Origin of the sequence: Sphingobium sp. CFD-1, from assembly GCF_024611115.1 — a bacterium.
Classification (GTDB): domain Bacteria; phylum Pseudomonadota; class Alphaproteobacteria; order Sphingomonadales; family Sphingomonadaceae; genus Sphingobium; species Sphingobium baderi_A.
The window spans coordinates 1474698-1486780 of sequence record NZ_CP084398.1 but is presented as its reverse complement, the minus strand read 5'-3'; the positions used below and the strand labels follow the sequence as shown (position 1 = coordinate 1486780).

Here is a 12083-nt window from a genome sequence, read left to right as displayed (position 1 = left end):
TTCTGCGCGATGCCGGTCGTTCCAGTCGTTGAAGCCGCCGCCGGGGAATCTCGTCTCGATCATAAGGCCGGGCCGCGCATGCGCATGACGAGCCCGCCGCGCACATCGTCGTCCGGGCGGATCGTCGTCGGGGAGCAGAATGAGATGCTCGACCCGCTCGGGAATGGTGACGAACGGCAAGCGATCGGACCCAAGCGCGGCCCAGACCGGAATGCCCAGCAGAAAATGCGCGGACCATGCGGTCTCCCAGCCCTCCGCAAGGCCGAGCACACTGGTCGCCGCGCCAAAACGAACCGCGCCGCCAAGAGGACGGCCCAGAAGCCGTTTCGGCGGATCGAGATCAGTGACTGGCAGACCAGTGCAAAGATCGAGGAATAGCCGCTCAAGGGCTACGACGCCGGTATCGCACTCCACGGCGGCAAGCAGCGCGGGGCGGAAACGGACGGTCTCCCCGCGCCCGTAAGGAACCCGATCATGATAGCGGAGCGAGGGATGCGAACCAGCCAGTCTGCGTGATGCCAGATAGGCATCGGCCGGTGTATCATTGACTGGGGAAGCCTCCTTCCAGAGCGAGCATATCCGCCCCGACAGCTGACGCTTCCGTCCATCGGGCATGGTGCAGCCGCCTTCGCTCGAAGGGATGCTACGCCGATCACCGCGAAGTGCGCGAATGACTTCGAGCGTTGAGCAGCCCGCGAAGCATTTGAACAGGATACCGCGTTCACCGACCCGGACCGACAGGCTTGGGCGATGGTCGTCATGAGCGGGGCACCGGCACATTGCGCCCGATGGCTTCCATTCGCCGCCCAGGGATTTGACGATGCTGGCGGCGGCGGCGTGCAAGCGGGGATCGGCGCTGGTCCGCGAAAGGGCCATGAGAAATTCTCCAGCTGAAGGCTATCCTCCAGCCCAAGCCCCTCTTCCCTCCCACAACGGCGACGCGACGTGAGATCACGAGGACTATGATGGAGTATGGAGAGAACCTTCCGCGCACGCGGCATCTCCTCCTCTCCTCAGATCCGTATTGACCGTGACCGGCGGTTCAATGGTAATACTGCGGAAGGAAGTCCGATGGAGTTGGCTACAGCCAAGCCTTGTCTGCCGGGTATGCCCGTGCGAATATTCCGGCATGGCCTGAGTAAGCGATCCGGAGTAATCTATGCCTGATCTGGAAAGGAAGCTGACGCCGGAAATGCAGCAGACGATTGCTGATCCAAATCCTACGGTTGTGGCCATAGAAAAGCTCATCAATGACGCAAACGGTAATGAGCGATCGATTGAGATGATCGTGCGTGGATATATCCGTAATGCGATATACGTCTTTCAACGTCATATGGTGACGTGTGCTCTTCGAGATCTAGACCTGAAGAAGGATGATCTAAGTGAGGAGCTAGTGGCGCAGATTGTCGCTGATGCGGGAGAACATATGGGAAAGTTTCGAGATTGGTTTCTCCTCGAACTGAACCGCGCCAACGTTAAGCCAAAGTCGACAAACTAGCGCGTGGTCCGCACTCGAAGGAGAGGCAAGGTGAAGAAGCCGAAGCCCGAATTGGATCCTGATGTTGCGGACGACGTGCCTTGGTCCGACAACATCACGCCCTATGACGATCAGCATACCATCACCTATTTGCGGCTGCTCGATGCTGACGCCGAAGGCGCAGACTGGCAGGAGGTTGCCCGGATCGTGCTGCACCGCGACCCCCTCGCCGAGCCCGAGCGCACGCGGCATTGTTGGGAGGATCATCTGCGCCGCGCCAGATGGATGACCGAAACCGGCTACCGCCGGATTCTCACGCAGCAATGGGATACGTTGCAATGACGCTCCGCAACGGCAAGCGGAGATCATCTGCGCTGGATGTTGTCGAGGCCTTTGCTAAAAGTCGCCCCCGCGTCGGGCCAAGCCATTTGGCGCGGCTATCACTCCCGGCGGCAACACCGTTGTCGTCGGGAGACCAGCGCCGAGATGCCCCGCTCGATCGGGGAGCGTATCGGCATCGATCCTGATCAGCTTTCCCGAGCAATGGCGTGATGCTGAGTCAGGCGGTTACTTCATTGCCTTCGACCTGTGGAGGTGACGGATAGGTCGCCAAGCAAGGCACAAAAGGGTATGCTGTTCCAAAGGCTGGCACAGCCATCTGACGACGGCCCATCATGGCAATTGCGCGCGCAGTCCTGACAGGTCTCTGCGTAGCCGACGAGAAGGGCGCTGAAGCAGTCGTCCATCTTCTTGCGGCCCTCCGCCGTGAACCGCACGTTGGTGCGGCGTCCATCGGAAGGATCGGGCATTCGCTCGACAATTCCTTGTTCCTCCATCACCGCCAGGCAGCGGCGGGCCGTCATCTCCGACGCTTTCGAGGCGAGCCACATGCTTGTCAGGGATGTCTTCAACCCTTGGCTTTCGCGCCAATAGAGATCGAGAAGCATCTCGCCTCCCGGATCGGAACAGAGAGATCCAAACGCCGCTGTCGACATCGCTCTTGCGTTGATGATCGACTTGCAAAGAGGCGCGAAAACGGCTGGGCGGCCGTGCACGTCCAGCATGGGTTGAATATGAGCATCCTGTTTCATGGGCATCGCTCTCCGTCCCACTTGGGCGTCATCGGCAAACCGCGCCGATGCCCCGTTCTTGCCCCCCCTGGTCGGAACGGAATGTTCCGAGCGCATCATGCCTGAAATCCCTCGTTCGGCAATTCGCCGTTATGAGGGGAACCGACACGCAGAAGTGGTTAACAAGATGGTATATTTTGGCCGCCCGCACCGATGCTCACGCTCCCTGATATACGACGATCCAGAGGGCGTCGCTCGACAGCTATTCGAGCTCGGCGGGTTGACTGTTCACGGGATAATGGTAGTGGGCCACTTGTCACTGTAGGTGGCCCAATCAGGTGGCCCATTTAGGGCATTGGAGGGTATTCGAGGGTAATCGGATTGTTGAAAAACAGCGGTTTATTTCCCCTCTGATACCCTGTAGTGCCCTGAAAATCCGGTTTTTTTTTCGATTCCCGTAGGGGTCACCAGACAAGTAGTTGATATTGTTTGGATGGTTTGGAGGGCGTGGCCAAAACCCCTCATCAATCCCTTGAGATTCCAAGCGGAATCGTGGCCAAAATCATTTCGAGGCCTGTTTTTCTCGACGCAAGTGCTTTCAACAGGCGTCAGGCGCGACCGAACAACCGGCTGACCCTCCTCGCCTCCTTCCGGCTATCGGAACCATCGATCCAACGCGCATAGTGCTTGTGTGTCACGGCGGCGTTCTTGTGCCCCAGCTGACGAGCGATATAGGATGGATTGACGCCACCCATCAGCGCCGTGGTCGCGAAAGTCGCTCGTGTGCAATAGGCATGACGCTTGCGGATTCCGAGAGCCTTGAGTGCCGGCTGGAAGTACGTTTTCCTCTGTTCCTGAACATCCGGCCATGCCCGGCCCGTCATCGGATTGAGGAAGATCGGCGCCCTGCCCTCTTCGAAGCTGTGCGCTTTCTGTCGCTTGAGCACCTCCATCATGCGATCGCTGAGCAACACATCGCGAACCTGATAGGTCTTTGTCGGTTTCAGCTGAGCCCGGACCCTGGCGCGCTTGACCCGAACCGAATTTCCGACCCAGTCGATGTCCTCCCAGAGGAGAGCGATCTGCTCGCTCGGCCGCATGCCGGTGCCGAAGGCGAACTCGTACCAGTTCCATGCCTGTTCGGGAGCATTGGTTTTCAGATGTGTCAGTATCGCCTCCATCTCCTCCCTGGTGAAGGGATCGGGAAGATGATCCGGGATCTTGAGGTTATGGATCGGCATCATCGGCGAACGATCGAGCAGCCCCTCCTCGATCGCGGTCCGGAACAGAGCACGCAGAGGAATCAGGTCGTTATTGATCGTCCGGGCCGACACCGTCTTGACGCGTTCGCAGATGATCTCGCGGATTTCCGAAGGCTTATATGGGCAAGATGACGGCTGCCGAACGCAGGTATCCAAATCTGCCGCATGGCTTTCCTGTAGCCTTCAAGGGTCGATTTCGCGAGTACGAGCTGCCCCAGCCATGCCTGGGCAAATGCATCGAATTGAGAATGCAAGGCATCTCTCGATTGAAAGAAATGCCGTTTGAAGTCGAAGATATCGAGTTCTATCTCCTCCCGCACACGCACCATGAGCCGTTCCGCTGCTCGAATATTGGCCTTCGTGGGCGCCATCTGCAGATTAACGCGGCATCGGGAACCTTTATACCAAAAACGAACACGAATGCTTCTCTTCAAAGCTTCTACACCCGTCCCAGGCCTTCCTCTCCGCATATAAGCTCTCCCATAGTCAGCAACATCTTATCGTGCATTGACTTATGGAGTTCACCTTCACGGCAAATGAAGGATATGCAGGGCAATTCCGATAACTGCGTGTGTCAGCATCGTATGGGATTGTCCCGCAATGCGGCTTTCAGCTTGATGCATCGGGATCGCGCCACGCAGGAGGAAGTAATGCCGACCGCCCAAACACAAGGAGAGGCGGATTCCAAAAGTGACCAATTCCGGAAGGAAATGGCCGAGCGCGCAGGCGGAATGCTCAGCTACGCCGAGGTTGCTGCCCGGCTTGGCAGCGGTGTCGAGGTTGTCGATGAGCAATACCGCCAGCGGCGGCTACTGGGCGTTACCTATCATGGGAGAGTGGGTTTCCCCGCTGCCCAGTTCGTCGATAACGAAATCCTGAGCGGCCTCGATACCATTTTGTCGGTCCTTGGCGACACGGACCCATGGGAGCAGCTCATGCTGCTAACGACACCGCTGGAAGGATATGGGTTTCATCCCGAGTCAGCTTTTCAAATTCTCGCTCGGTCTCCAGACGGCAAAATGATGCGGCAACTTGCTGCCCTCCTGTCAAGCTGGGTGACATAAGGTGACTGCCGCTTGTCCTCGTGGGCATAAGTAAGATCGTTCTATAGGAGATTCCGCTGACATAGCCGACGCAGCGAAGTCGCCTTCGAAGTGCTTAAACTGGTCGTCTGTTCATTATTTTGATGGCTCTACCCCGCCCCTGCTGATGTCAGCGGCGGCTGATGAATCTATCGCTTCAGTCGACAAGAGTTCCTGGTCGTCTTCCTCGCCCAGCACGAGATCGATGAGTGCCGGTGCTTCGGATCCCTCCAGCGTCTCTACGTCTCGAAGCTTGCGGCTGACCGCACGGGTGCGCTTGCCAGCCTCGTCTACGGTCTTGCGGGCGGTGTCGAGCTGCTTGCCGAGCTTCTCCCAAACTTGCCCGTACTTGAGGAACTCGGCCTTCGCTGCGCCGAGGACCTGCCAGACCTCGCTTGAACGCTTTTCGATCGCCAGCGTGCGGAACCCCATCTGCAGGCTGCTAAGGAGCGCGGCAAGCGTGGTGGGCCCCTGGATCATGACGCGGTGCTTGGTTTGAATCTCGCTGGCAAGGCCGGGGCGGCGGATCACCTCGGCGAACAGGCCTTCGGTCGGCAGGTACATGATCGCGAAATCGGTCGAATGCGGCGGGTGGACGTATTTCTCGCAGATCGTCTTCGCCTGAAGCTTGATGGCTCGCTCAAGGTCCAGCGCAGCCTTCTCGACGTCATCGACCGCTCCGCTATCCTGCGCGACGAGGAGACGGTCGTAATCCTCATGCGGAAACTTTGCGTCGATCGGCAGCCAGAGCGGCATGTCCTCGCCGGAACGGCCGGGCAGCCGGACCGCAAATTCGACGATCTCGCCGGAATCGGGCCGGATACGGACGTTCGTCGCGAACTGGTCCTTCGTCAGCATGTCCTCGAGCAGCATGCCGAGTTGGACCTCGCCCCAGCCGCCGCGTGACTTCACATTGCTGAGGACGCGCTTCAGATCGCCCACGCCGGTGGCGAGGTTCTGCATCTCGCCAAGCCCCTTGTGGACCTGCTCGAGGCGTTCGCTCACGAGCTGGAAGGATTCGCCGAGCCGCTTCTCCAGCGTGCCCTGCAGTTTTTCCTCGACCGTCGCGCGCATCTTCTCGAGCTTGTCCGCATTGTCGGTGCGGAGGGTATCGAGGCTGCCGGCGACCGTCTCGCGCAGCGCCTCCTGGCGCTTCTCGTTACTGTCGGTCAGCTGCACGATCTTGCCCTGGACCGCCTCGAGCGCTGCGCGCTGTTCGTCGCGTCCCTCCCGCTGCGAGGTGAGGAGCCTATCGGAGAGGCTGCGGACGCCGTCGCTGGTCTCCTTGAGGCGCTCCGCTTGTGACGCGGCGAAACCTTCCGCGTTCTTGCGCACAGCCTCTTCAAGCGTGGTGCGACCCTCGGCCGCCTCCCGCCGCATCTCGACCAGCTGGTCTGTCTGGGCCTTGCCGAATTCTCCGAGCCGCGTTTCCACGGCGGCAAAGCGCTTCTCGAGGGCGTCGGTCTGAGAGCCGAACGCCGAGCGCAGCTCAGTCCGGCCCTCCGCCGCCTCGGAGCGCATGGCGGTCAGCTGGTCGGTCTGTGCCTTGCCGACCTCGCCGATCCGGGCGTCCATTGACGCGAACCGCCCATCCAGCACCTCCGCCTGAGAGACGAATGTCGCCCGCAGCTCATCGCGCCCGGTCCTGGCCTCCTCGCGGAACGTCGCGGGAAGCGAGCTTGCGATCTGCTCCAACAACGCCAGGCGTGCCGAGATATCCTCGGGCATCGTTGCCGGCCGCCCTACCTTCAGCAGGATCAGGATGCCCAGGATGACGGCCACGCCCGCCAGACCAAGTGCTGCATAGACCGCGAAATCCATTCCGTGCTCCTCCTCGAAAATAGCGCCTGCGACCTGTCACCGCATCGGTGTGATCCCCGGTAAGTCGATGCTGGAAGGCCCGCTCAGTGCGTCGCAAGCCTGCCCGGATTTTGGCGCTCTGCAAAATCCTGCTCGCGCGCCGGGCCGGAGAGCCGTTCAGCCAGGCCGGCACGGATCACCATTCACCGCCTATGCAGCTAGCGACAGGCTGCACGGCAGTGCCGGAGCCCGCAGAGTGATCGCGGGACCGATCGAGCGGAAAAAGGCGACGCGAGCCTCGCTCAAGCTCACTACGTCGATAGCGTCGAGCGGGATGAGCTCACCGTCGACTTCCATGACGAAGCGCGCCGACGGTTCGAGCCGGCCGTGAAGCGCGGCGAGTTCGCTCACCCGGATCGCCTCGTGGTCGCTCGAGCGCAGGCACCCGTCGATATCAATGACAAAACGACCAACCATCCGCTTACCGTTCCAATTCATGTCGACCTCCGATTCGATTGCGACGCGTTCTTCATCGCAGGGGGAGACGTCAAAAACTGTCGCCTCCCATTTCGGCAAGGAGGCAGAGCGTGTTGGCGAGGGTCATGTCCTCCACCGTGCGGCAGGGAACTTCAAGCAGCCGCGGGCTGGCGAAGAGCACGGCGTGCGCCTGGGCGCGCGACACGGCGACGTTGATCCGGTTGAGCGAGAAGAGGAACGACATGTCGCGCGGCATCTCCTCCACGCTCGAGGTCGTCATTGAGATGAGGCAGATCGGCGCCTCCTGGCCCTGGAACTTGTCGACCGTGCCCACTCGGATGCCGGGGAGCGCCAGGCGCAGTGCGTTGACCTGTGCATTGTAAGGCGCGACCACGAGGAAGTCGGCGTCGCCTATCGTGCGCTCGCGTCCCTCGCGATCGCGATAAAGGCTGCCCTTGAGGCGGTCGATCGCCCTGCGGATCGCATCGATCTCTTCGGGACAGTGCTGGCTACATCCTTCATGCTCGACCGGCTCGAACCGCGCCCCGCAGCTCTCCGCGCCGTCAACGAGCAGCGATTGCAGTCCCGCGCTTGGGTGACTGTCGAGCTGCCCCTCGTAGACGGCACGCGAGATGAAACGGCAGACCTCAGGGTGCATGCGGCGACTGACCGGCATGAAGATGCCGCGATCGGCGGACACGATGCGCGCGCCGCCCAGCAGATAGGCGAGCGCCGACATGCCGCTGTCGCCGGGATGATCGCCCTTGGTCGGCTGCGAGAGCTGCATCGGGTCGCCGACGAGCACGATATTGCGCGTAGCGCGCCCCATCGCGACAATGTTGGCGAGCGCGACCTGGCCGGCTTCGTCGACGACCAGATAGTCGAAGATCGGGTCCTCGATCCGCGCGAACAGCCAGGCGGTGCCGCCGACGATTGCTGCGGTCCGGATCTCGGGAGCGTCATTGTCGTCCGTGAGCGTGATCAGGCCATGGCCGGCCGCGACTTCGTCCTCATCGCCCCCCTTGTGTACGATCCGAGGCCGCAGGCCCAATTCCTGCGCGCGGTCGGCGCAGCCCCTCAGGAGATTGCCAATCGCCTTGTGACTGTGCGAGGCGACGGCGATCCGCTTGCCGGCTGCGACAAGGTCCATGATCGCGTGGGCGCTGACGAAGGTCTTGCCGGTTCCGGGCGGACCCTGAATGGCGAGCACGGTATCGTCCATCGCCGCGATCGCGGCGCTCGTTTCGGTTATCAGATCCGCTTCGGGATCGACGATCCGTGCGCCGGGCAGGCGGCCCCTCAGGCGCGGCACCGCACAAGTGAGGAGGTCCTCGATCGCTCTGTGGCGGCCATCATCGGCGATGATCGAGCGCGACACCGCTGCCACCCCTTCGCGCACCTTGTCTGTCCGAAGAGGCTGTGCCGGCAAAAGGTCGAGTCGGCTGGGCAAGGGCTCCTTGGCGCCGCGGCGCAGAGTGGCAGTGCCGGCGCCGGGATCGATCGCGATGAGGTTAACACCTTCAGGCCTTTCCGCGGGCTTGATGCAGGGGCGGTCACCAGCGCGCAGCCGCGTCTCCTGCGGCGGGAAACGGTAGGTGCGCTCAAAGGAGCGCTTGTCGGGGACCGGCGGTCCCGCCGCCTCGAGCCCGCCGACGCAGCTGAGATCATCGATCAGTTCCTCGCTGTCGCGTGCGAGACCATCGAAGATCGTCCAGTAAGCCGGCTTGTCCTCGCGGGCGTGGAAGGCGTTGAGGTCGAAGAGCAGATCGGCGACCGGCTTGCCCAGTCGTGCCCTGGCGGGTGCGAAACTCTCATAGAGCTCGGCTTGGGCATCAAGATCGGCCTCGATACGGCCGACCCCGGCCACTCGCGCATCGGCGGCGAGTTTGGGCCACGGATGAGTGGCAGGCCGGGCAGCGGCGATCAGCCAGTCGCGCAGGAGCTGGGTCGAGACACAATCGGTCCTGTTGTAATCCTCGATCTGGTCGAGCAGCGTCTGGTCGCGGCTTTCACGCCATTCTTCATAGACGACGACGCTGGCCCCCGCGGTCGCCACGTCGCCCTCACGCTTCGCCATGTAGAACGCTTCGAGGTTCTTGATCGAATAGCCCGGTTCCGAGGCGATCAGGGCGCCGCCGACCACCTTGAAGAGGTCGACGAAACGCCGCTCGCGCAGTAGCTGGTCGAGCACCGCCTCGCCGATCCGATGAGCCATGGCGAGCCGCTTGAGCGCTGCGATCTCATAATTGGCATAGTGGTAGATGTGCGCTTTGGGATGGGCCTTGAGGTGGGTGGCGAAGAAGCCGAGCAAATCGTCGATTGCCTGGCCTTCAGCTTTATGGTCGTGCGCCCAGAAGGCGCGGAAGCGCCAGTCGCCCAGGTGGCGATACCAAACGCCGTGGAGATATTCGAGGCCTCCCGGATAGTATGGATCGCCTTCGATGTCGTAGAAAAGGTCGCCATCGTCGGCGGCGGGCAGCAGGTCGAAGCCTCGCCCGGCTTCATGCGGACGCAGTTCGAAGGCTGGACCGCCACCCCGCCGCCGCGCGGCCTGGAGGCGAGCTTGAACCTGGAGGCGCGCCAGCGTCTCGGGCGCAAGCTTTGGCACGGGTGCTTCGCGCTCTGCCAGTTCGACGATCGTCGTGACGCCGGCCGCAGCGAGCTTGTCGCGCTGGCTGCGGTTGATATTGGCGACGAGGACGAGGCTGTCTGCGGCTTCCCATTCGGCCGCGCAATGCTCACGCCAGGGACAGAGAGTGCAGAAGCTGACCGGCTCGGGCCGGGTTTCGGGACGCTCGATCAGAAAGTTTTCGAGCCGGCCTCGTGCCCGCCGCGCGTAGGACGAGACCTGGTCGAGCTGAACGGTAAAGCGCTCTCCGTTGCCGAGTTCAAGATGGGCGGCGATGGGCGTGGTTCCCTGGATCTCGGCGACGAGGTCGGAATAGAGCGCCAGTTGGAGAATGTGCTTGGGGTCAGCCGAGCGTTTGAGTTTGGTGTCGACCACTTCGTAGGACCAATCCCAGCGCGCTGAAGGGCGCTCGACCCTTTCGAGGAAATCCGAATAGCCGCCCCACGGCCCGGACAGGAAAGCCCCCTGGAAGATGATCTCAGCGCCGGCCTCCATCGCAGCAATCGTGCGGGCCACGCTCTCCTCGAGGGTCAGCCCGTCCTTCTCGATCTCGGTGACCTGACGCCCCGCGTCGCGGCACCGGGCCAGATAGGCCGCTTCATGGGCATCGCCCTGATCCTGGACCAGCTTCGCCTCGGCGCTATCCGCGGCCGGAGTGAGCGCCTCGCCCTCCAGCCGGCGGCGATCTAGCGTGATCGCATGGCGGCAGACCTTGAAGCGCATCAGGTCGGATGCAGACAGTCGATAGTCGTCGCCAATCCTCCGCATCGTCTAAGCTCCCCATCCCCAGTTGCTATCGACGCTATCCGCGCCTTCGCGGCAAGTCCCGAATGTTGCTCGGTCGGCTTCGCCGGTCATGGCTTGCGGCCCGCGCCACGGCGCGGGCCGCTCGCTCACTTCTCGCGCACCGTGGTGGACGGATGCCGCGCCGCAAAGCCTTCGGTCACGTAGCGTCCGGTTTCAGCGCTGCGGAAGTGGGGGCCAGAACTCCCACTCGGACCGGGCGCCTCGCGGACCGTCGTCGACGGACGGGCACGCCCATGGCTCTGCGACACATAGCGCCCGCTCGAGGCACTGCGATAATTACTACCACCCTTAGCTGCCATAATGGCCTCCTGTTGTTCGTCTGCACCACCACTGGCCGACGACTCGACATTGCTTGAAGGGGGCGTCAGAAACTGTCGCCTGGGCACGACAAAGTTCCGGGTCTGGAAAAACCAAGAGGTGACGATGTCCTACGATAATGCGGCCAAACTGCTGCGGCTCGCGATCTGTGCGGCAGGCCGGGTCGGCATGACCCTCGGTGAAATCGAGGAGATGTTCGAATGCGACCGGCGCACGGCTCAGCGCATGACGGTCAAGCTCATGGAGGTCTTCATCGATGCCGAGCGCTGGGTGGACGAGGATGATCAGCGGCCGCGATGGCGGTTGCCGTCAAGCAGCATCACCTCGTTCCTGACGCCCAGCCCGGAGGAGTTGGCCGTGCTCGCCCGAGCGAGCGAAAAGCTGGCCAAGGACGGCGCAGCCAATGAGGCCCGGATCCTCAAGGGCCTCGAAGAGAAGGTGCTTGCGACGATCCCGAGAAGTGCAAGGGCGCGGATCGAGGTCGATGAGGAGGCGCTTCTCCAGGCGCTCGGTCTCGCCGCGCGACCTGGGCCACGGCCGATTTCGAACGAGCTGGTCGATCAGACCCTTGTCACCGCGCTCAAGGGCCGACGGGCAATCGACATTCTCTATCGAGGTGTGCGGGACAAGTCGCCGCGCTGGCGAAAGGTCGCGCCGCACGGCCTTCTGCTCGGTATCCGCCGCTACCTTGTCGCCTGCGATCTCGACCGGGCCGACAAGGTTCCGCGCCACTACCGGGTTGAGGATATTGTCGAGGCGAAGCTGCGGCCTGAGACGTTCGAGGCGATCGCTGACTTCGATGTCGGCGTCCACGCGCGCGGCGGTTTCAGCTCCTATGTCAATGACAACGAGATCGAAGATATTGTCTGGCGCTTCACGCCGGAAGCCGCGGCCCGCGCCAAGAGTTTCGCCTTCCACCCCGACCAGTCGGTCGAGACCGAGACGGACGGGAGCCTCATTGTCCGCTTCCGCGCCTGCGGCCTGCTTGAGATGGCCTGGCATCTTTACTCTTGGGGGGATGCGGTCGAAGTGCTTGCTCCAGCGAAGTTGCGCGCAATGATTGACGGCTATCGTCGGTCTGATTTTGAGTCGCTGCCGTGACGGACTGAGGCGCCTGCTGTGCCGGAACTTTATCTGGCAGGAACCGCTGAAGTGGATCTG

Annotated in this window: 11 protein-coding genes and 1 pseudogene; 4 read left to right on the top strand and 8 right to left on the bottom strand. The window is 62.1% G+C overall.

Annotation, left to right across the window (positions count from 1 at the left end):
- Positions 1–57: 57 nt before the first annotated feature.
- Positions 58–615: pseudogene (locus tag LDB26_RS07675) on the bottom strand (toprim domain-containing protein); the annotation flags it as partial.
- 544 nt (positions 616–1159) lie between these two features.
- Between LDB26_RS07675 and LDB26_RS07670 the strand changes: the two are divergent.
- Both LDB26_RS07670 and LDB26_RS07665 read left to right on the top strand, forming a co-directional pair.
- A complete protein-coding gene (locus LDB26_RS07670; RefSeq protein ID WP_142634102.1) occupies positions 1160–1498 on the top strand; it encodes a hypothetical protein in 339 nt (112 codons plus the stop codon).
- A gap of 30 nt (positions 1499–1528) precedes the next feature.
- Positions 1529–1819 (top strand): DNA -binding domain-containing protein, encoded by a 291-nt coding sequence (locus tag LDB26_RS07665; protein WP_142634104.1) that lies wholly within the window; start codon positions 1529–1531, stop codon positions 1817–1819.
- A 230-nt stretch (positions 1820–2049) separates the two neighbouring features.
- Here LDB26_RS07665 and LDB26_RS07660 read toward each other — a convergent pair whose 3' ends face one another.
- From LDB26_RS07660 to LDB26_RS21630, 3 genes are all read right to left on the bottom strand, one after another.
- Complete coding sequence (locus tag LDB26_RS07660) at positions 2050–2568, bottom strand: MarR family winged helix-turn-helix transcriptional regulator (protein ID WP_142634106.1); 519 nt, start codon at positions 2566–2568, stop codon at positions 2050–2052.
- A gap of 587 nt (positions 2569–3155) precedes the next feature.
- Positions 3156–3965: a site-specific integrase gene (locus tag LDB26_RS07655; RefSeq protein WP_257541507.1), complete on the bottom strand. Its 810-nt coding sequence runs from the start codon at positions 3963–3965 to the stop codon at positions 3156–3158.
- Positions 3851–4279, bottom strand: a complete 429-nt coding sequence (locus LDB26_RS21630; RefSeq protein ID WP_373886175.1) for an Arm DNA-binding domain-containing protein — start codon at positions 4277–4279, stop codon at positions 3851–3853. Before LDB26_RS21630 ends, LDB26_RS07655 begins: the two co-directional genes overlap by 115 nt.
- Before the next feature lie 75 nt (positions 4280–4354).
- Here LDB26_RS21630 and LDB26_RS21625 point away from each other — a divergent pair, with 75 nt between their 5' ends.
- Positions 4355–4873, top strand: coding sequence for a hypothetical protein (locus LDB26_RS21625; RefSeq protein ID WP_373886174.1), 519 nt, complete (start codon positions 4355–4357; stop codon positions 4871–4873).
- Between the two features lie 114 nt (positions 4874–4987).
- On the opposite strand, the gene rmuC is transcribed toward LDB26_RS21625, so the two are convergent.
- The 4 genes from rmuC to LDB26_RS07630 all read right to left on the bottom strand — a co-directional run bounded on the left by rmuC (position 4988) and on the right by LDB26_RS07630 (position 10903).
- A complete protein-coding gene (gene rmuC / locus LDB26_RS07645; protein ID WP_257541502.1) occupies positions 4988–6712 on the bottom strand; it encodes a DNA recombination protein RmuC in 1725 nt (574 codons plus the stop codon).
- Between the two features lie 189 nt (positions 6713–6901).
- A complete protein-coding gene (locus tag LDB26_RS07640) occupies positions 6902–7189 on the bottom strand; it encodes a hypothetical protein (RefSeq protein WP_257541500.1) in 288 nt (95 codons plus the stop codon).
- A 49-nt stretch (positions 7190–7238) separates the two neighbouring features.
- Positions 7239–10565 (bottom strand): TM0106 family RecB-like putative nuclease, encoded by a 3327-nt coding sequence (locus tag LDB26_RS07635; RefSeq protein ID WP_257541498.1) that lies wholly within the window; start codon positions 10563–10565, stop codon positions 7239–7241.
- Positions 10566–10690: 125 nt separating this feature from the next.
- The gene (locus LDB26_RS07630; RefSeq protein ID WP_257541496.1) at positions 10691–10903 is read right to left on the bottom strand and encodes a hypothetical protein; all 213 of its coding nucleotides are present in this window, start codon (positions 10901–10903) and stop codon (positions 10691–10693) included.
- A 49-nt stretch (positions 10904–10952) separates the two neighbouring features.
- On the opposite strand from LDB26_RS07630, the gene LDB26_RS07625 reads away from it, so the two are divergent.
- Positions 10953–12023 (top strand): YafY family protein, encoded by a 1071-nt coding sequence (locus tag LDB26_RS07625; RefSeq protein WP_257541493.1) that lies wholly within the window; start codon positions 10953–10955, stop codon positions 12021–12023.
- Positions 12024–12083 lie beyond the last annotated feature (60 nt).